General features: G+C 60.9%; 18 protein-coding genes. 11 read left to right on the forward strand and 7 right to left on the reverse strand.

Annotated elements, in window-relative coordinates:
• The first annotated feature begins 89 nt into the window (after nucleotides 1-89).
• Nucleotides 90-629: a GNAT family N-acetyltransferase gene (locus tag K3166_RS03765; RefSeq protein ID WP_221423357.1), complete on the forward strand. Its 540-nt coding sequence runs from the start codon at nucleotides 90-92 to the stop codon at nucleotides 627-629.
• Between the two features lie 52 nt (nucleotides 630-681).
• On the opposite strand, the gene K3166_RS03770 is transcribed toward K3166_RS03765, so the two are convergent.
• On the reverse strand, nucleotides 682-1,560 hold the full coding sequence (locus K3166_RS03770; protein WP_221423358.1) for a metal-dependent hydrolase: 879 nt from the start codon (nucleotides 1,558-1,560) through the stop codon (nucleotides 682-684).
• Between the two features lie 114 nt (nucleotides 1,561-1,674).
• Between K3166_RS03770 and K3166_RS03775 the strand changes: the two genes are divergently transcribed.
• Complete coding sequence (locus tag K3166_RS03775; protein ID WP_221423359.1) at nucleotides 1,675-2,274, forward strand: TetR/AcrR family transcriptional regulator; 600 nt, start codon at nucleotides 1,675-1,677, stop codon at nucleotides 2,272-2,274.
• Here the strand turns inward: K3166_RS03775 and ygfZ are convergent.
• Nucleotides 2,258-2,998: a CAF17-like 4Fe-4S cluster assembly/insertion protein YgfZ gene (gene ygfZ / locus K3166_RS03780; RefSeq protein ID WP_221423360.1), complete on the reverse strand. Its 741-nt coding sequence runs from the start codon at nucleotides 2,996-2,998 to the stop codon at nucleotides 2,258-2,260. The genes K3166_RS03775 and ygfZ overlap by 17 nt on opposite strands.
• A 38-nt stretch (nucleotides 2,999-3,036) precedes the next feature.
• Between ygfZ and K3166_RS03785 the strand changes: the two genes are divergently transcribed.
• Both K3166_RS03785 and pyrC read left to right on the forward strand, forming a co-directional pair.
• Complete coding sequence (locus K3166_RS03785) at nucleotides 3,037-3,861, forward strand: patatin-like phospholipase family protein (RefSeq protein WP_221423361.1); 825 nt, start codon at nucleotides 3,037-3,039, stop codon at nucleotides 3,859-3,861.
• A 13-nt stretch (nucleotides 3,862-3,874) separates the two neighbouring features.
• Entirely contained in the window at nucleotides 3,875-4,912 is a 1,038-nt protein-coding gene (gene pyrC / locus K3166_RS03790; RefSeq protein WP_221423362.1) for a dihydroorotase, read from the forward strand.
• Here pyrC and rarD read toward each other — a convergent pair.
• Nucleotides 4,890-5,792, reverse strand: coding sequence for an EamA family transporter RarD (rarD, locus tag K3166_RS03795; RefSeq protein WP_221423363.1), 903 nt, complete (start codon nucleotides 5,790-5,792; stop codon nucleotides 4,890-4,892). The genes pyrC and rarD overlap by 23 nt on opposite strands.
• Nucleotides 5,793-5,972: 180 nt before the next feature.
• On the opposite strand from rarD, the gene K3166_RS03800 reads away from it, so the two are divergent.
• Both K3166_RS03800 and K3166_RS03805 read left to right on the forward strand, forming a co-directional pair.
• On the forward strand, nucleotides 5,973-6,494 hold the full coding sequence (locus K3166_RS03800; RefSeq protein ID WP_221423364.1) for a glycine zipper 2TM domain-containing protein: 522 nt from the start codon (nucleotides 5,973-5,975) through the stop codon (nucleotides 6,492-6,494).
• Nucleotides 6,495-6,708: 214 nt separating this feature from the next.
• Nucleotides 6,709-7,422 (forward strand): hypothetical protein, encoded by a 714-nt coding sequence (locus K3166_RS03805; protein ID WP_221423365.1) that lies wholly within the window; start codon nucleotides 6,709-6,711, stop codon nucleotides 7,420-7,422.
• 25 nt (nucleotides 7,423-7,447) lie between these two features.
• Here K3166_RS03805 and astD read toward each other — a convergent pair whose 3' ends face one another.
• Both astD and K3166_RS03815 read right to left on the reverse strand, forming a co-directional pair.
• Nucleotides 7,448-8,863: a succinylglutamate-semialdehyde dehydrogenase gene (gene astD, locus K3166_RS03810; protein WP_345719140.1), complete on the reverse strand. Its 1,416-nt coding sequence runs from the start codon at nucleotides 8,861-8,863 to the stop codon at nucleotides 7,448-7,450.
• Between the two features lie 82 nt (nucleotides 8,864-8,945).
• Entirely contained in the window at nucleotides 8,946-10,349 is a 1,404-nt protein-coding gene (locus tag K3166_RS03815; RefSeq protein WP_221423367.1) for a protein adenylyltransferase SelO family protein, read from the reverse strand.
• Nucleotides 10,350-10,427: 78 nt separating this feature from the next.
• Here K3166_RS03815 and K3166_RS03820 point away from each other — a divergent pair, with 78 nt between their 5' ends.
• The 5 genes from K3166_RS03820 (at nucleotide 10,428) to K3166_RS03840 (ending at nucleotide 16,139) form a co-directional block, all read left to right on the forward strand.
• Nucleotides 10,428-11,294 carry an alpha/beta fold hydrolase gene (locus K3166_RS03820; protein ID WP_221423368.1) on the forward strand — a complete coding sequence of 289 codons (867 nt, stop codon included), beginning with the start codon at nucleotides 10,428-10,430 and terminating at the stop codon, nucleotides 11,292-11,294.
• Nucleotides 11,291-12,439 (forward strand): glycosyltransferase family 4 protein, encoded by a 1,149-nt coding sequence (locus K3166_RS03825; protein WP_221423369.1) that lies wholly within the window; start codon nucleotides 11,291-11,293, stop codon nucleotides 12,437-12,439. The genes K3166_RS03820 and K3166_RS03825 overlap by 4 nt, the downstream gene beginning before the upstream one ends.
• Nucleotides 12,440-12,577: 138 nt before the next feature.
• The gene (locus K3166_RS03830; protein ID WP_221423370.1) at nucleotides 12,578-13,357 is read left to right on the forward strand and encodes a tetratricopeptide repeat protein; all 780 of its coding nucleotides are present in this window, start codon (nucleotides 12,578-12,580) and stop codon (nucleotides 13,355-13,357) included.
• Nucleotides 13,358-13,378: 21 nt separating this feature from the next.
• Entirely contained in the window at nucleotides 13,379-14,731 is a 1,353-nt protein-coding gene (locus K3166_RS03835) for an outer membrane protein assembly factor BamB family protein (protein WP_221423371.1), read from the forward strand.
• Between the two features lie 52 nt (nucleotides 14,732-14,783).
• Nucleotides 14,784-16,139 (forward strand): methyltransferase family protein, encoded by a 1,356-nt coding sequence (locus tag K3166_RS03840; RefSeq protein WP_221423372.1) that lies wholly within the window; start codon nucleotides 14,784-14,786, stop codon nucleotides 16,137-16,139.
• 1 nt (nucleotide 16,140) lies between these two features.
• Here the strand turns inward: K3166_RS03840 and K3166_RS03845 are convergent, their stop codons facing one another.
• Nucleotides 16,141-16,443: a putative quinol monooxygenase gene (locus tag K3166_RS03845; RefSeq protein WP_100260878.1), complete on the reverse strand. Its 303-nt coding sequence runs from the start codon at nucleotides 16,441-16,443 to the stop codon at nucleotides 16,141-16,143.
• A 12-nt stretch (nucleotides 16,444-16,455) separates the two neighbouring features.
• Entirely contained in the window at nucleotides 16,456-17,826 is a 1,371-nt protein-coding gene (locus tag K3166_RS03850; protein ID WP_221423373.1) for a glutamate--cysteine ligase, read from the reverse strand.
• Between the last annotated feature and the right edge of the window lie 5 nt (nucleotides 17,827-17,831).

The following is a 17,831-nucleotide window of genomic DNA, read 5'->3' on the forward strand; positions in this document are numbered from 1 at the left end:
CCGACTGACGAAAAGACCTTTCGTCATCATGCAACTGTCACGTGTCCGGCCTAGGAGCCCGGAGCGTGGACCTGACGGGGAGAATACCGATGTTCCATATTACCGAGAGGCTGCTGCTGCGGCCCGCATGGCCCGAAGATGCAGACGCACTGTTTGGTGGAATCGCCGACAAGGGTGTTGTCCGCAATCTTGCCCGAGCGCCGTGGCCATATCTCCCCGAGCACGCCCGTGATTTCGTCATGCGCAAGCAAGACCAGCGGTTTCCGGTATTCCTCATCACCAAACCAGGTGCCAAGGGCTCGGACCTCATCGGTTGTATCGGCCTCGATGCCACCGATGGCGGCGTAGATCTCGGTTACTGGATTGCCCGCCCGTTCTGGGGCCAGGGCTTTGCCACCGAAGCTGCCCGAGGAATCCTGCAGATCGCCAGACTGCTCGGCCATGACCGAGTTCAGGCTGGCCACTTCGTGGACAATCCGGCTTCGGGCAAAGTTCTGCGGAAGCTTGGCTTCAGGCCGACAGGCCAGACGGCTCCCAGACATAGCTGCGGGCGGGGCGAGGAAGTTGATTGCGTCATGTATCAGCTTGAGCTTGCGGACGATCCAGCCGGCTCGCTTCAAGCAGCCTGAAACGAGAAAGGCCCCGCATTGCTGCGGGGCCTTTTCTGTTTAATGCGCCAGCTTATTCGGCGGGCATGAGCGCGTCCTTGAACTCGCCTTCGTAGAGACCGATCAATTCGCGGTCGTCGTGGTCCCACGGATGGAAGCCGGGCTTGAAATAGCTCAGCCAAGCGGGGAATATGCGGCGCACAACCCCTGGCGAGACGATGAGATATTTGAACAGGCCCCATTTCGCCTTGAAGCCGGTGATGCCGTCCTGCTCGAGCAAATTGAGCGAGTCGACCCAGCGGTTTTTGAAGAAACGCGCGGTCACGGTCAGCATGACGAGCGAACGCACTTTCCAGCGGCGCCATGCAGTCCAATCCTTAGTCGCATGGTTCCAGGTGTCGTAGGCAACGCCCTTGTGTTCGATTTCTTCGGCCGCGTGCCAGCGCCACATGTCGCGAACTTCCGGGTCGGCATCCTTGAAATGGTTAGGATTCGCAAGGAACTCCGCAGCCATCATGGCAGTGTAGTGTTCCAGCGCCATCGTGACGGCGAGGTTCGCAATTGCCGGACGGCCCTTGGTGAGTTCCAGCATCTCCGCAACGCGCTTGTCGATCGCCTTGATGTCGTATCCGGCATTTTCGGCCAGGCGGTTGAAGGCGATATGCTCGCGAGTGTGGTTGATTTCCTGCTTCACGAAAGCACGGATTTCAGCTTCGAGCTTGGGATCCGCCCCTTCCCGGTGCGCCTTCACGGCTTCGATGAAGAAAGCTTCACCGCGCGGGAAAGTTGCCGAAAGGGCATTGTGCCAAGCGGTGCCGAAGGGTTCACCCGCCCACCAGCGGCGAGGGTTGGTGCCGCGATTGAAACGTTCGTCACGAACGGTAATCGTCAGACCTTCCGGAGTAGGCGCTGTTCTGGCGGTAATGGTATCGATCGGGACGGGGGCGTTCATGTCCTGCTCCATTATTAACTTACATCAGTGTAAGTAGCCACTACTGACATAGATGTCAATAAGGCCTGTCAGCCGCTTCCCCTCCGGGTCGCAATGGTTTACCGACATGCTGCAATGGCAACCAGAAAACGACTTTCGCCCCAAGAATCCCGCCTTGCAGCCTTGGAGGCTGCGCGTGGGTTGCTGATCGAAACAGGGCCGCAGTCAGTCACCTTGAAAGCCGTCTCAGGACGGATCGGCCGCACCCATGCCAATTTGCTGCACCACTTCGGATCTGCCGCCGGATTGCAAAAGGCGCTTGCCGGGCATCTGGCAGAGACGGTCTGCTCGACGATCGCGGACGCCGTTCGTGCCAGCCGCGCCGGACTCGGCAGCCCGCGCGAAGTCGTGGACCTGGCTTTCGATGCCTTCGACAAGGAAGGCGCAGGCGCGCTCGCCAGCTGGATGATCCTGACCGGAAACGAGGATGCACTCACTCCGATTGTCGAAGCCATTCACAAACTGGTGGACGAAATCGCTCCTGAAGAAGCCACGCATGAGGGAAATGCCGCCCAAGTCCACGAGGAGACGCTGGCGCTTGTACTCATGGCGATGGGCGATGCGTTGATCGGCAATGCGCTCTCGCGCTCACTGGGCTTGCCGCCGACAGCCGCGCGTGACCGGGCGGAGCGGATGCTGGTCCGCTCGCTTGATCTCGTCACTCAGCCGGACTGAGCGAACCGCGCATCCACTGCGGCGCCACATCGGCATCGATATCGGCAATGCGCAGGTGATCGATGGCCAATCCAAGCTCCGGATAACTTGTCTTCCGGCGTTTCTCTTCTGACCGGTCCAGCGGCACGACAACCAGCCGGCGGTTGACTTTCTGCCGCCAGTTCATGCGCGCCGTGTTTTCCTGTCCGATGTAACAGCCCTTGTCGAAAGCGACGCCGCCGAGTTCGACCGCGTTGGTCTCGAGCCACAATACGTCTCCCAATTCGCTCCGGCCTTCAGGCACTCCGAGCGATAAGCGGTGAGCCCGGTACGCATCGTCCGCTGGCTGATCGTCATTCGAGACCGGTGCAATCCAGCGCTGGCCGAGAGAGGCCAGACGAGGATCGACAGCGCCGCCGGTTCCAGGTTGCTCCTGCCAGTGCACCGCGAGACCGGGATCAACTGCAATGTCGATCTTGCGGCGCAGACGGTAAAGCGAGAGGCGTTTAACAAGTTCACCTGCAAGACCGGCTTCGCAATCGAGCAGGATCTGCCCATCGCCGGCAGGCCAGACGAACATGTCGAACAGCGTCTTGCCTTGCGGAGTGAGCAATGCCGCATAAACTGGCAGCGCACCTTTGACGTCGTTGGTCAGGAGCCCCTGAAGGAATGCGGCCACATCCTCACTTCCGTCATGCGGGCTGAGGCGGATCACGGCGCGGTCGAACAGTCGGGTTGCAGTCATGGGTGACAGATAGGCACCTGCAAGCCATAGGCAATGGCATGGATTTTGACTTCGACCAGCTGGTGTTTTCGGGCGGTGGCATTCGCTGCTTCTGGCACGGCGGATTTCTGAGCGAGGCGGGCGATACGTTGGCGCTCTCGCCACAGCGTATCAGCGGCGTCTCTGGTGGTGCCCTCAGCGCCGCGGCATGGATTGGCAGGCGCGAACGCGACCTGCTGATGTTGATGAGCGAGGCGTTTCGCATCAACGACGCAAACTATGCCGCCGGGAGAAGCAATTTCACCCCGCACCAGGAAATATACCGCGCGGTTGTGGAAACGACTTTGGACAAGGCGGCGATCGAGCAAATCGCGCAAGGGCCCGACTATCAGATTTTCCTGTCCTGCCCGCCGCCGCATCTTACGCCGGGAACGTCGGCGTTTCTCTACGGTGTGCTCTACAAACTCGATCAGGCCGTGCGGTCCAGCCCCCACCTTGCATGGCCTAAAAAGTGGGGATTGCAGCGTTTGTGCGTGGATGCGCGGCAAGCAGCACGCGATGGCCAGCTTATCGACCTGATCTGCGCGGCGGCCACGATACCGCCGGTGTTCAATGTGCCTTGCTGGCAAGGGGACCGGGTTCTGGACGGCGGCATGCTCGACAAGGCGCCATTGCCGGAGCCGGATCAAGGCCGGACATTCGTGCTGCTGACCAGCCGCTATGACAATCTGCCGCAGGACACGCGCCTAGCATACGTCCAGCCATCGCGCGAAGTGGCAGCAGACAAGATCGATTTCTCGGATGCGAGCAAGGTCACGCGGACCTGGGAACAGGGCGAGGCTGATGCGCGCACATGGCTGGCGGAGCAGGGCGACCGGAGCTAAGGGAAGCGCAGCCATGACACAGACACTCACGATCCGCCGCCCCGATGACTGGCATCTCCACTTTCGCGATGGCGAGACCATGCGCGCTGTCGTGCCGTATACTGCGCGCCAGTTTGCACGCGCTATCGTGATGCCGAACCTTTCGCCGCCAGTGACCACTGCTGCGCTGGCGGCAGGGTACCGGGACCGCATTACGGCTGCGGTGCCGCAAGGTGTCGATTTCACACCGCTGATGACCGCCTATCTTACCGACGAAACCGACGCAGACGATCTGGCGGCCGGCTTTGCAGATGGGGTGCTGACGGCAGCGAAGCTTTATCCGGCAGGCGCGACGACCAATTCCGCGCATGGCGTCACCGATGTGGCGAACATCGCCGGAGTGCTGGAGCGGATGGGAGAGATTGGCATGCCGCTGTGCGTACACGGCGAGGTAACCCATGCCGATATCGACATCTTCGACCGAGAAGCGGTGTTCATCGAGCAGGTCCTTGTCCCGCTGGTTGACCGGCTCCCCGCGCTCAAGGTCATATTCGAACATATCACTACCAGGCAGGCCGTCGAATTCGTGGACGCAGCAGGTCCCAATATTGCCGCCACGATCACGCCGCAGCACCTGCACATTAATCGCAATGCCATCCTTGTCGGCGGTATCAGGCCGCATATGTTCTGCCTGCCCGTGGCCAAGCGCGAAGAACACAGATTGGCCCTGCGCAAAGCGGCGACGTCCGGTTCGGCCAAGTATTTCCTCGGAACGGACAGTGCACCGCACCACCGCCATGACAAGGAATCCGATTGCGGCTGCGCGGGTATTTTCAACGCACCCTTCGCGCTCGAAAGCTACATCACCGTGTTCGACGAAGAGGATGCGCTGGACCACTTCGAAGCGTTCGCCAGCCTCAATGGGCCAGCGTTTTATGGCTTGCCCGTAAACGAAGGGTCAGTAACGCTGGAAAAAGCGCCGGTGAATGTTCCGGCCCACGTCAACGGCGGCGCGGCAGAGATCGTGCCCTTCCACGCCGGTGAGACACTCAACTGGCGGCTGGTGCCCTAGAGCGCGACCAGAGGTCCCAGACGAAGATTGCCGCGGCTATCCAGATGCAGGCGAAACATGCCGCCTGCGCCCACAGGAGTTCCTCGCCAAACACGGTGAGGCCCAGGATGAAGACAATGCTCGGGGCAAGGAACTGGATGAAGCCGAGGATCGAATAAGGCAGCTTGCGCGCCGCGATTGCGAACAGCAGCAGCGGAAACGCGGTCAGCGCGCCGCCCAGCATGATTGCAGTGCTTAGCCCGACCGAAGATCCGAACGAGGAACCTTCCGGCAGCCCAGCATAGTACCAGACCACCGCAGCAGCCGGCACGGTAAGCAGGATGGATTCGATCGTCAGTCCGGGCAGGGCGCCTACATCGACCTGCTTGCGGATTATTCCGTAGGTGCCAAAGCTCAGCGCAAGTGTCAGGCTGATCCAGAGCGTTGTGAGTGCGCCTGCGGCCAATAGGGAAACCCCCAGCCCGGCCAAGGCAACCGCTACCCACTGCGCCTTGCTCAGCTTTTCGCGCAGCAAAAGCGTCCCCAGCAGCACATTGATTAGCGGGTTGATGTAATATCCCAGGCTGGCCGCATAGACATTGCCCTGTTGGATCGCCCAGACATAGACCACCCAGTTCACTGCGATCAGTGTCGCGCTGACCAGCAGCAACAGCATGACCTTTGGCGTTGCGAAAGCGGCGCGAAGTTGGGGCATTTGCTTGCGAATGGCCACGATCAAGAGGCACAGCGGCAGCGTCCATAGTATCCGCCAGCCGACAAATTCGAACGCCGGAACCTCGCGTACGAGGATCAGGTAGAGCGGCATCAAGCCCCAGATCACATAGGCGCCCAGTGCAGGGAGCAAGCCCGATGAGCCGGGTTCGGTTTCTGTCGTCGCCATGAACGAACAGCGCGTACTGGCCTCGGTTTGATGCGGCAAGCATCAATTCGTCGCGCCAAATCACTCGGCTTGTCGAAACTGGCTAAACCTGACCGCGCCGTTGCATTCCGTTCAGGTAGTAAGCCCTAAACCTGAACACATCAATCTCACCGAGTCGAAATACGACCAAGGAATTAAACTATGGCAACGCTTCTGAAAACTGCATCGCTGGCTCTGGCAGCTACCGGCCTTACTCTCGCTGTTCCGGCAGCCGCGGCTGTGCCTTCTCATGCCGCACCCCAGGCGCAAACTGCGTCCACATCGGTGGTTGCTGACATGACCTTCGAGCATGGCAAGAAGCACAAGCGCAAGCATTGGAAGCGCGGCCACCGCGAACATTACGAATATCGGGGCGATCGCGGATATCGCGATGATTACCGGGATCGCCGCTACCGCGAAGCTCGTCCCTATTACATGCAGTATGACCGCAATTATGGCGAGCCGGTTTACCGTGAGACCCGCGTTTGGCGCGGCCGTGACGGACGCTATTATTGCCAGCGTGACAACGGCACGACCGGTCTCCTGGTTGGCGCGGGCGTAGGTGCACTGATTGGCCATGAAGTTGCCGGCAGGGGCGACCGCACGCTTGGCGCATTGCTTGGCGGGGCCGCAGGCGCTCTGCTCGGCCGCTCGATCGACCGCTCGAATACTCGCTGCGGGTAATTTTTAACCAGCTAGAGGCCGTGCCCACCCGCGGCTGAAGGCGCGACCTTCCGGGTCGTGATGGGCGTCGTCCGATCTCTCTACAAGAGAGACGGGCGGCGCCCTTTTTCGTGGCAATGCCGATTGTCCCGCAATGGCGCAGGTTGCCGCGGGATGTGGCTTTTCTTGGGAGGGCAGGGCATTATACGCTGAAATACGTGCCGGAGATGCCGAGATGAAATTGCGCCTTATCGCCTATGCCGCCCCGATCGCCCTGCTTGCAGCCTGCGGCAGTAACGATTCCGACAGCGAAGCCGATGGCGATATGAACGCGGCCAGCGAAGCCGCGCTGAACGACAATCTTGCCACCGACCCCGATCTTGCAGGCAGCAATGAAGCGGGTGCCGCCCTGTCTGGCACTGGCAACCAGAACGTGCCGGAAATCGATACCTCGACCCGCGCCATCGAAGCTGCGCGTGCGCGCGCATCCGAACTGGTCGGCGGCAGCGCTAACATGGACGCCGTGCCGAGCCCGCGCCGCCTCGCGGACGACGCGCCCGATACCCCGGCCATGGTCCAGGCAGCGCGAATCATGCAATCGGGTAACGGCGGCAATTGCTTCGAAGCGGTGAGCTATTCCTCGGCATGGGCAGCCAAGCTGCCTTCAGAATTCCCCGTTTATCCGCGCGGCAATACCTTGGAAGCTGCCGGCAATGACCAAGGCGCGTGCTCGGTCCGCGCGATTACCTTCCGCACCGGCGTGCCGAAAAGCGATGTGCTTGCCTTCTATGCTACTCGCGCAGACGATGCGGGCTACACGGTGGAACACGTGATGAAGGGCGGCGAAAGCGTGCTTTCAAGCATCAAGGGCAACAGCGCGATGGTGATTTATGCCCGCGAATTGCCCGGCAATGTGACCGAAATCGACCTCGTCACCAGCAAGCGCTGAGACCGTGGGGCGCTAGCTTCGCGCCTCAGCCTTCCTTAAGCCCAATGCCGATGCTGGCGCGCGGCTGCTCCATCTCGGTGCTGGCCACCGGATAAGCGCAATAATCTGCTGCATAATAGGCTGCGGGACGATGGTTGCCGGACAGGCCGATGCCGCCGAACGGTGCGGCTGATGACGCACCGTTGGTGGGGCGGTTCCAGTTGAGGATACCGGCACGCGCTTCGAACCAGAAACGCTCGAAGTCTTCGGGCATGCCGCCAACTAGGCTTGCCGCAAGTCCGTATCGGGTATTGTTGGCCTCTGCGATTGCCGCGTCGAAATCCGGCACGCGGATAACCTGCAAAAGCGGTCCGAACAGCTCGATATCGGGCCGGTCCTTCATGTCCGTGGAATCGATGATGGCCGGCGAGAGAAAGGGCAAGTTCTCGTCGGGCCGCTTCATGTGCATGATCGGCTTGCCGCCACGGCTGATGAGCGCGACGAAGCTTTCGGAGAGGAGGTCGGCGGTCTGGTTATCGATCACCGTGCCCATGAAGGGCTGCGGATCGGCGAATGGTTCGCCCACGATCAGCTTTTCCGCAAGCTGCTTCACGGCCGGGACGATCTGGTCGTACATGCTGTCGACCACCACCAACCTGCGGGCTGCGGTGCAGCGCTGCCCTGCTGTGGTGAAAGCGGACTGGATAATCGTCGCCGCCGCATCTTCGATCTTTGGCGTGTCGAGGATGACGATCGGATTATTGCCGCCCATTTCCAGCGCGACGATCTTGGACGGATTGCTGGCTAGCTTGCGGTTGATCGCGATGCCGCCGCGCGCCGAACCTGTGAACAGCACGCCGTCGACCATCTCGTGTTCGACCAGTGCCTTACCAGTGTCAGGGCCACCCTGAAGACATTGCACAACGCCTGCGGAAATGCCGGCCTGATGAAAGCATTTGACCAGGAATTCGCCGACCGCAGGCGTTTTTTCGCTCGGCTTGAAGATAACGACATTGCCGGCAATCAAGGCAGGTACAATGTGGCCGTTGGGCAGGTGAGCCGGGAAATTATACGGTCCGAGCACCGCCATGACGCCGTGGGGCTTGTGCCGCAGTGCCGCCGTTCCCTGTAGCGCGCTGTTGAGCTTCTTTTGACCGGTACGCTCCGCAAATGCGGTGACCGAGATCTCTACCTTGCCGATAACGGCTTCGACTTCGGTCTTGGCTTCCCAAAACGGTTTCCCGGTTTCGCGCGCGATCAATTCGGCGAAGGCGTCCAGTTCCTTGCGCACTTCATTGGCAAAGCGGCGCATTAGTTCCACGCGCTGTCCGACAGGCTGGCGCGCCCAGTCGGTTTTCGCCGCGACCGCGATTTCCATCGCCTGTTCGACATTGCCCGGTGCGCCGCGCCACAGTTCCTTGCCGGTAGCCGGTTCGGTGGAGATCATATCATCCTGCGACACATTTTGCCTTTCTTGCGCATTTTAAGGTTCTTACCGGGCCTATGTGACACCGGCGCGAGCACGTCAAACCCGCCGGGTGTACTTATACAATCGAATGTCCCGCGGGACGAGGCGCTTCACCATGTGCCTCGCCCATGCTGCGCAAGGCCGCAACCTTGCGTTCGAGGGGCTGCCAGTCGTCCTTGTCGGCAATGGCCGACCAGATGCTTTCGACCTCCTCGATCAGCATCGTTTGAGGGGCGTCGCCGGACCAGTAAACATGTGTATCCTCAACGGGTTCGTACCCCTCAAGAGCCTGCGCCAGTTCGCCTTGAGCATTGCGCCCGCCACGATGGCGGAAGAAGAACGCATCGGGCTGTTCGCCAGTGGCGCTCATGATCGCTTCGCACGTCCCCACCAGCCTTGCATCCGCTTCGGCTCCGCGGCTTTGCACGCCCAACCTCCAGCACCAGCGCCGTGCGGCCGCTTCCATGTAGAGCGGTCCGAACCGCTCCATCGCCGCAATCAGGGGAGGGGCATCGGTAATTAGACGCAGCGCGATGGCGAATTGTCCGCAGTTCCAATGCAACGCCTCGGGTTGTCGCCCGAATGCGTACAGGCCCGAATGGTCAAAATAGGCGGCCGTAAAATCTGGCTGCCATGCGGGCAGGAAGCGCCACGGACCATAGTCGAAGCTTTCACCCGTCACATTCATGTTGTCGGTGTTGAGCACGCCGTGGACGAAACCGGCGACCATCCAGCTGGCAGCAAGGTCAGCCATCCGCTCGACGACCTGGTGCATGAGGCGGACTGCCGGATCGTCCCGGCCCGGAGCATCTTCCGGGGACTGCGGTCCGGGGAACTGGTTCAGGCAGTAATTGACCAACTCTGCCATTTGCTCCTTTTCCTCAAGGGCGAGGAGGCGCTGGAAGGTGCCGATGCGAATGTGTCCGTGGCTGAGCCGGGTCATCACGGCAGACCGCGTCGGCGAAGGCTCGTCGCCGCGCTGGAGCTGTTCTCCGGTCTCCACGATGCTGAAGGTTTTCGAGGTATAGACGCCCAATGTTTCGAGCATTTCAGTGGCCAGGATCTCGCGAACTCCGCCCTTCAGCGTCAGGCGGCCATCACCGTCGCGGCTCCACGGCGTCTGACCCGACCCCTTGGTGCCGAGGTCCAGCAGCCGGTCATCGCCGCCGCGCAGCTGCGCGTAAAGGAAGCCGCGTCCGTCCCCGATTTCGGGATTGTACACGCGAAACTGGTGGCCGTGATAACGCATCGCCAGCGGCTGGGGCAGGTTTTCAGGCAGCGGTTCGAACCGGCCAAAGTGTCGCAGCCAATCCTCGTCAGACAGGTGCGCCAATCCGGTGGCAGCAGCCCAGCGATCGTTTCTGTAACGTAGTTTTGTCTCGGGAAAATCTGCCGGAGCGACCGGATCCGCAATCCATTCGGCGAGCTGCGCAATGGGTGTAGCGGGACGATAGGCGGCTGGTTCAGGGGATCTGGGCATCACACTTCAGATGTGCTTGCCGAGGCACAGGTGCAAGTGTCTCTCGAAATTTGCTGCGCGAGGCGCTACCGCGCATCCATGAACACCGATTTTAGCGAGCGCAGCTGGCAAAGTGCGGAGGGCCTGACCCTCTATTTCCGCGATTATGGCGAGGCGAACGATCGCCCTCCAGTAGTGTGCCTCCACGGCCTCACCCGCAACAGCCGCGATTTCGAGGATGTCGCGGCGCATATCGCCAGCCAGGGGTGGCGTGTGATCGTGCCCGACATGCGCGGGCGCGGGAAAAGCGATTACGCCGACGACAGCGCGACCTACGCCGTGCCTAACTATATCGGCGATGTGCTTGGCCTGTTGGCGCAAGAGGGCATTGAACGGTTTGTTTCGGTCGGCACATCGATGGGCGGGCTGATGACCATGCTGATCGCACAGGGAATGCCGGACCGCATTGCAGGGGCGCTGCTCAACGATATCGGGCCGGTCGTCGATCCGACCGGAATCCAGAAAATCCGCACCTATCTGGGGCAGGGACGCAGCTTCCCCACATGGATGCATGCCGCGCGCGCGCTGGAAGAGGTGCACGGCGAAATGCACCCGTCATTCGATACCGATGACTGGATTGCGATGGCCAAGCGCGGGATGACCCTGTGCAATAACGGCCGCATCGCGTTCGATTATGACATGAAAATCGCCGAACCTTTCAACAACGCCGACGAAAACGCGGTGCCACCTGATCTGTGGCCCGGCTTCGAAGCGCTTGCCGGCAAGCCACTGGTACTGGTGCGCGGCGGCCTTTCGACCTTGCTGAGCGAAGAAAGCTTTGCCGAAATGCAGCGCCGAGCGCCAAATGCGGACACGGTAACGGTCGCGGACGCGGGCCATGCGCCCACGCTGGACGAACCCGAAGTGCGGGCGGCTATCGATTCGCTGCTCGCAGGTATCAAATGAGCGCAAAACCCGGTGGTGGCGCCGTGCCGCGTGTTCTTCATTTGCAATCGACCTTTGCTGCTGGCGGCAAGGAACGCCGAACGGTCGAGCTGATCAACGCGTTCGGTCGCGGCTTGTCGCATACAATCGTGTCGGCAGAGCCTGAACGCCTGGATGCAGCGGAGGGAATTGCAAAAGGCATTACGGTTGACCTTCAGCCGGACTTCCCGAGCCTGAAAGGCGCGCCGCTGCCGGGCCGCTTGATGAAGATCGCCAAGGCCATGAAGCCGTTCGACCTGGTCCTGACATATAATTGGGGCGCAATGGATGCGGTCATGGCGCACACCATGTTTTCGGACGCGCTGGGCCTGCCGCCGCTGGTGCATCACGAGGACGGCTTCGACGAGAGCGAGCTTCACAAGCGCAAGCGCCGCCGGACATGGTATCGCCGGATTGCCCTTGGCAAGGCATCGGGCCTTGTCGTGCCTTCCGAAACGCTTGAAGAAATCGCGCTGGTCGACTGGCAACAGCCGCTGGGCCGCGTGAAACGCATCCCTAACGGCATCGACACCAAGGCGTTCGCGATGCCGCCAAAGCCGGAAGCGTTCCGCCTTATCAAGCACAAGGGCGAGAAATGGATCGGCACCCTCGCGGGCCTGCGCGCGGTGAAAAACCTGCCGCGGCTGGTGCGGGCATTCGCCCAGATGCGGGAGGAATGGCACCTTGTTATCTTGGGTGAAGGCACTGAGCGTGCCGCCATCGAGGCCGAAATCGACCGGCTGGAAATCAATCACCGCGTCCACTTGCCGGGCGCGGTCAAGGACCCGTCGCGCGTCATCGGCCTGTTCGACATCTTCGCGCTATCGAGCGATTCAGAACAATTCCCTCTGTCCATGATCGAGGCCATGGCAGCCGGATTGCCGGTGGTCGCGCCCGCAGTTGGCGACATCGACGGTATCGTTGCCGAGGAAAATCGCGAATTCCTCAGCAAGCCCGGCAATGAAGACGATCTCTCCGTCCTCATGCGGGCATTGGCCGATAACGAGGCCGCGCAGAAACAGATCGGATTGGCAAATCGCAATAAAGCGCAGGCCCAGTTCGACCGTGACAAGATGATCGCGACCTACCGCCGTCTGTACACCAGCGCCATGCGGCGCGAATTCTGACGTCCCGCGAACATTTCATCGCGGGTTCACCCGCCGGGGGACAGGCATTGCAGTAATACTCGCCAAGCATTGCCCTTGAACCGCGCTATGCCTAAAGACCCGCCCACACAGTTTGCCTAGCATGGAGCCCGAGCCACAGTGGCCCGTAAACCGAAGAACGAATTGAGCCGCGACGACAAGAAGGCCCGCGCCGAAGCGGCCGAACAGGAGGCCTTGCTGCGCGAGGTCGACGATGCCGTTCGGCAAGGCGATTTCGAAAGCTTTGCGACCACTTACGGCAAGCCCCTGATGGGAGTCGTGATTGTCGCCCTGGCAGCGTTCGGCGGCTACATCTGGTGGGATAACCAGCAAGAAAAGACGCTTGAAGGCCAGTCCGAAGCGCTTGTGGTTGCTCTGGACCAACTCGAAAACGGCAATAATGCGTCTGCGCTCGAAGGGCTGGAAGGCATCGAGGGCGACACAACACCTGCAATCAGCGCCAAGCTCCTGCGCGCCGGAATGGCTTCGGAAGCTGGCAACTCGGAAGAAGCGGCCAAGCTGTTCGGCGAAGTTGCGGCTGACGAAAATGCTCCCAAGCTGCTGCGCGACATGGCCACGCTCCGCCGGGTGACCTTGCAGTATGACCAGATGAAACCAGCCGACGTGATTGCAGCGCTTCAACCGCTTGCAACGCCGGGTGAACCCCTTTTCGCGAGCGCGGGCGAAATCGTCGCGCATGCATACCTCAAGCAGGGCAAGCGCGACGAGGCCGGAGCGCTTTTCGGCCAGATCGCACGTGATGACGGCACACCAGAGGGAACCCGCGCGCGGGTGCTCAACATGGCCGGTGTGCTGGGTGTCGATGCAGTAGATGATGTCGATGCATTGCTCGAGACACAGCGCGTTCAGCCGGACGATGCTGAAACGGCTAGCGAATAACCGACGGATAACGGACCAAGTATGAGCCAGACCAACGCTAAAACCCTTTTGCGCGGCACGTTCGCCGCCGTTCTCGCCCTTGGCCTCGGAGCCTGCAGTGGCGGCCTGTTTGGCGGAGGCGACAGCAAGAAGACGACGCCCACCATCGGTGATCGCGAGCCCATCCTCTCACGCATCCAGACTGGTGCGAAAGTCGATCCGGCGCTTGCAGGTGTTGCGGTGGTGCTTCCTCCGGCGCAGACGAATGCCGAGTGGGGTCAGGCTGGCGGTTCGGCAAGCAAGAGCTACGGCCATGTCGCCCTGGCGCAGGCACCCGTCCGCGCATTCACGGTGGAAGTGGCTGGTTCCGACAATCGCAGGCGTCTTGGCTCTGCACCGGTTATCGGCGAAGGCAAATTGTTTGCAGTCGGTACCGATGGCCGCGTTACTGCAGTAGATGCCGCCACCGGTGCACGCAGCTGGTCCTACCAAACACAGCTTACCGACGATTCGCGTCCTTCGGCTTTCGGCGGCGGTGTGAGCTATGCCAGTGGCATCGTTTACGGCACCGACGGTGCGGGGAACGTCTTCGCTCTGAATGCGCAGACCGGTGCAGAAATCTGGAAAGTGAAGCCGGGCGGACCGCTGCGCGGATCACCCACGCTGGCGTTCGACAACGTCTTCGTTATGACGCAGGACAACCTGCTATATGCGCTCAACGCCAGCGATGGCAGCTTGCAATGGGACGAATCCGGTTCGACCACCATGGCGGGCGTGTTCGGTGTGGCTGCACCTGCTGCCGGGCAGGGCACCGTGGTCGCCGGATATACCTCGGGCGAACTCATTGCCTATCGCTACGAGAATGGCCGCAGCCTCTGGGCTGACGCTCTGGCGCGGACCTCGATTTCGACGCAGGTCGGCGCATTGTCCGACATCGACGCCGACCCGATCATCGACAATGGCCGCGTGTACGCACTGGGTCAGGGTGGCCGCATGGCAGCTTACGAGCTCGTGTCCGGCCAGCGTATCTGGGAACTCAACGTTGCAGGCATTTCGACCCCGGCGATTGCGGGTGAGTGGATTTTCGCCCTGACCGACGATGCGCGCCTGATCGCGATCCAGCGTTCGACCGGCAAGGTGCGGTGGCTCACGCAGATGCCGCGCTATCGCAAGGAAGAAGACAAGAAGGGCCCGATTTTCTGGCAAGGGCCGGTACTTGCGGGCGGGCAGCTGTGGGCTGTCAATTCCGAGGGCGAAGTCTGGCGGATCAGCACCGCTGAAGGTTCGGCAGAGATATACACGGAGCTAGACGAATCGATCAGCCTTCCGCCCATTGTCGCGAACAACACGCTCTACATCCTTGATGACAGCGGTACGATCACCGCATTTCGCTAAGATTACGATAGTTTTCGCGTCGTTTACCATTGCCGCGCTATAGGGCGCGGCGATGGGACAGGATTTCACCATTCCGGACCGCCGTCCGACAAGCGATGTTTCACCGGCCGTGGGGCTGGTGGGGCTCGCTGCACTCATCGCGTGGGTGTGGATAGCGCGCGATTGGGCGGGAATAGCGGATTTCTGGGGCCTTCCCGGCCCGCGCGAGCCGCTAGTGGGTCCGAACGCGGCCATCGCTGGCCTGGCGTTCATTACCGTGCCGATGGTGCTGTGGTCGATATTCGTCGACAAGGTGCATCTGCGGCAGTCGACCGGCATCGACTGGTCGCTGGCCCGTTCGCGCAAGCCGGACCTAGAGGCTTCCCTTACCAAAATAGCCGGCCTGTGGGCGACATGGGCCATCCTCGTCGCCCTCTACTGCCTGTGCCGATGGTACTGGAGCGGGAATTACCTCTACGCGCTCAAGGTGCTGGGCGTGATGGGCATCGCCATGGTCGTGCTTTCCGTCCCCTATGTGCTGTGGCTCGACCGCGTGATGAAGAATCCGCGCGATCATGCGTGGCATTTCGGCGCGTTGCTGTTCATGCGCGATGACTGGGACAAGGACGAGGTTCTCAAGCATTGGCGCGCGTGGATCATCAAAGCGTTCTTCGGCGCTTTCATGATCTCGATCGTGCCGGTGAATTTCGCCAATGTCGTGAATGCCGATCACTACGAATTCCTGTCGAACCCGGTGATCTTTGCCGTGGTCATGATTAACCTGCTGTTCCTGATCGACGTAATGGTCGGCGCGGTGGGCTATATCGTCACGCTGCGTCCGCTCGATGCGCATATCCGGTCAGGCAACCCATTCCTGAGCGGCTGGCTGGCTGCGCTCATCTGCTATCCGCCCTTTGTCTGGGGCATCCTCGGCAATGGGCAGGTGATGAGCTACGAGCATCACGTTGCGCAGTGGCATTACTGGATGGCCGGGAATCAGGTCCTATTGTGGCTTTGGGCGGGTCTGCTGGTATTCCTGACGGGCGTATATGCCTGGGCGACCTTCGCGTTCGGCATCCGCTTCTCCAACCTCACATATCGCGGCGTTCTCACGAACGGACCGTACCGTTTCACACGCCATCCGGCATATTTGTCGAAGAACCTGTTCTGGTGGTGCAGCGTAATGCCGTTTCTCGTGGTGAACGAGAACCCGGTCGACGCTATTCGCAACACCTTCTTCCTGCTCTGCGTCAACGGTATATATTACTGGCGCGCGCGCACGGAAGAAGCGCATCTGATCGCCGAAGATTCCAAGTACCGCGAATATCACGCGTGGATGGGTGCGCACGGCTTGATCACCGCGCCGTTAAGCAGATTGCTTGGAAAGCTCACTCCACCATCGAACGGTGCCCCGCAACCAGCCGAGTAGCTCAGCCCAGCGGCTGGCCGTCGTCAGTCTCGTAAATTCGCAAATCGCGCGAAACGGGCGGATTGTTCGCCATGACTTCCTGAAATGCCGCCATATGGGCAGACTTGCCATGAGCATCCAGCGCGGCCTTGTCCCGCCACCGCTCGAACAGGACCAGCGTATTGGGATCAGCCAGGTCGCGTGCGAAAGTGTAATCGAGGCACCCGTCCTCGGCGCGGCTTGCGCGTACCATGGTGATGATCGCATCCAGCGTGTTGCTGTCGATGCCTTCCGCCAAGCGGATCGTACCGTTTATCTGGATCATCGCCGTCTCCTGTCAAAAGCTGTATTTATAGATCCGCTTGATGTCGCCGCCCCATTCGCCGTTATAGCGGTCGAGCATCACCTGCGCGGGGACCTTGCCGCTGGCGACAATCTCGTCGAGCGTTTCCAGGAATCCGGTCTCGTTGTCGCCTGATGTGTTGAGCTTGCCGCGCGCTGCCAGACCAGAGCGGGCGACCTTGAGGACATCCTTGGCCAGATCGCGCAGTTTGTGGCCGCCAGGGATTGGTGCGTCGAGCGCCAGCTTGGGAACGGCATTGCGCAAGTCTTCACGTTCCTCGACGCTCCAGCCTTTCACGAGGTCCCAGGCGGCATCCAGCGCGCCTTGATCGTACAGCAGGCCGACCCAGAATGCGGGAAGGGCGCAAATGCGGCTCCATGGTCCGCCATCAGCACCGCGCATTTCCAGGAAGCTTTTCAGCCGAACCTCGGGGAATGCGGTCGAGAGGTGATCCCACCAGTCGCTTTCGGTAGGTTTTTCGCCGGGCAGGATCGACAGCTTGCCGTCGAGGAAATCCCGGAAACTGAGCCCTGCCGCGTCGAGGTATTTCCCGTCACGGAACACAAAATACATCGGCACATCGAGCATGTAGTCGACCCAGCGTTCGTATCCGAAACCATCTTCGAACACGAAGGGCAGCATGCCGGTGCGCTGCGGATCGGTATCGCTCCAGATATGGCTGCGATATGACAGGTAACCGTTGGGCTTGCCTTCGGTGAAGGGCGAGTTGGCGAACAGCGCAGTGGCAAGCGGTTGCAGCGCAAGACCTGTGCGGAATTTCTGCGCCATGTCCGCTTCGCTCGAATAGTCGAGATTGACCTGAATTGTGCAGGTGCGCAGCATCATGTCGAGTCCCATGGTGCCGACCCGCGGCATGTGCCGCATCATGATCTCGTAGCGGCCCTTGGGCATGATCGGCAGTTCTTCGCGGGTTTTGTCGGGCCACATTCCGAGGCCGAGGAAACCGACGCCGCAATCTTCGCCCACACGTTTGACCTGGTCGAGGTGACGGCCGGTTTCGGCGCAGGTCTCGTGCAGGGTTTCCAGCGGTGCTCCGGAAAGTTCGAGCTGCCCGGCAGGTTCGAGACTCACTGTCCCGTCATCGCCGCGCATGGCAATGACTTTGCCGCCCTCTTCTACCGGTTCCCAGCCGAATTGCCGCAATGACAACAGGATGTCACGAATGCCGCCGGGCTCATCGTAAGACGGTGCGCGGAAATCTTCGCGGCGGAAGACGAGCTTTTCGTGCTCGGTACCGATACGCCAGTTGGCCTTCGGCTTTTCGCCAAGTTGCATCGGGGCGACCAATTGGTCGCGCGATTCGATGATCGGATCTTCCTTAGCGGAGGTGTCGCGCGTGCTCATTAAGT

The organism is Qipengyuania psychrotolerans (assembly GCF_019711355.1).
Lineage (GTDB): Bacteria > Pseudomonadota > Alphaproteobacteria > Sphingomonadales > Sphingomonadaceae > Qipengyuania > Qipengyuania psychrotolerans.

Bases quoted from the DNA above. Each gene is read 5' to 3' on its own strand.
- K3166_RS03765 (WP_221423357.1), top strand. From the start codon at position 90: ATGTTCCATATTACCGAGAGGCTGCTGCTGCGGCCCGCATGGCCCGAA.
- K3166_RS03770 (WP_221423358.1), bottom strand. From the start codon at position 1,560: ATGAACGCCCCCGTCCCGATCGATACCATTACCGCCAGAACAGCGCCT.
- K3166_RS03775 (WP_221423359.1), top strand. From the start codon at position 1,675: ATGGCAACCAGAAAACGACTTTCGCCCCAAGAATCCCGCCTTGCAGCC.
- ygfZ (WP_221423360.1), bottom strand. From the start codon at position 2,998: ATGACTGCAACCCGACTGTTCGACCGCGCCGTGATCCGCCTCAGCCCG.
- K3166_RS03785 (WP_221423361.1), top strand. From the start codon at position 3,037: ATGGATTTTGACTTCGACCAGCTGGTGTTTTCGGGCGGTGGCATTCGC.
- pyrC (WP_221423362.1), top strand. From the start codon at position 3,875: ATGACACAGACACTCACGATCCGCCGCCCCGATGACTGGCATCTCCAC.
- rarD (WP_221423363.1), bottom strand. From the start codon at position 5,792: ATGGCGACGACAGAAACCGAACCCGGCTCATCGGGCTTGCTCCCTGCA.
- K3166_RS03800 (WP_221423364.1), top strand. From the start codon at position 5,973: ATGGCAACGCTTCTGAAAACTGCATCGCTGGCTCTGGCAGCTACCGGC.
- K3166_RS03805 (WP_221423365.1), top strand. From the start codon at position 6,709: ATGAAATTGCGCCTTATCGCCTATGCCGCCCCGATCGCCCTGCTTGCA.
- K3166_RS03815 (WP_221423367.1), bottom strand. From the start codon at position 10,349: ATGCCCAGATCCCCTGAACCAGCCGCCTATCGTCCCGCTACACCCATT.
- K3166_RS03820 (WP_221423368.1), top strand. From the start codon at position 10,428: ATGAACACCGATTTTAGCGAGCGCAGCTGGCAAAGTGCGGAGGGCCTG.
- K3166_RS03825 (WP_221423369.1), top strand. From the start codon at position 11,291: ATGAGCGCAAAACCCGGTGGTGGCGCCGTGCCGCGTGTTCTTCATTTG.
- K3166_RS03835 (WP_221423371.1), top strand. From the start codon at position 13,379: ATGAGCCAGACCAACGCTAAAACCCTTTTGCGCGGCACGTTCGCCGCC.
- K3166_RS03840 (WP_221423372.1), top strand. From the start codon at position 14,784: ATGGGACAGGATTTCACCATTCCGGACCGCCGTCCGACAAGCGATGTT.
- K3166_RS03845 (WP_100260878.1), bottom strand. From the start codon at position 16,443: ATGATCCAGATAAACGGTACGATCCGCTTGGCGGAAGGCATCGACAGC.
- K3166_RS03850 (WP_221423373.1), bottom strand. From the start codon at position 17,826: ATGAGCACGCGCGACACCTCCGCTAAGGAAGATCCGATCATCGAATCG.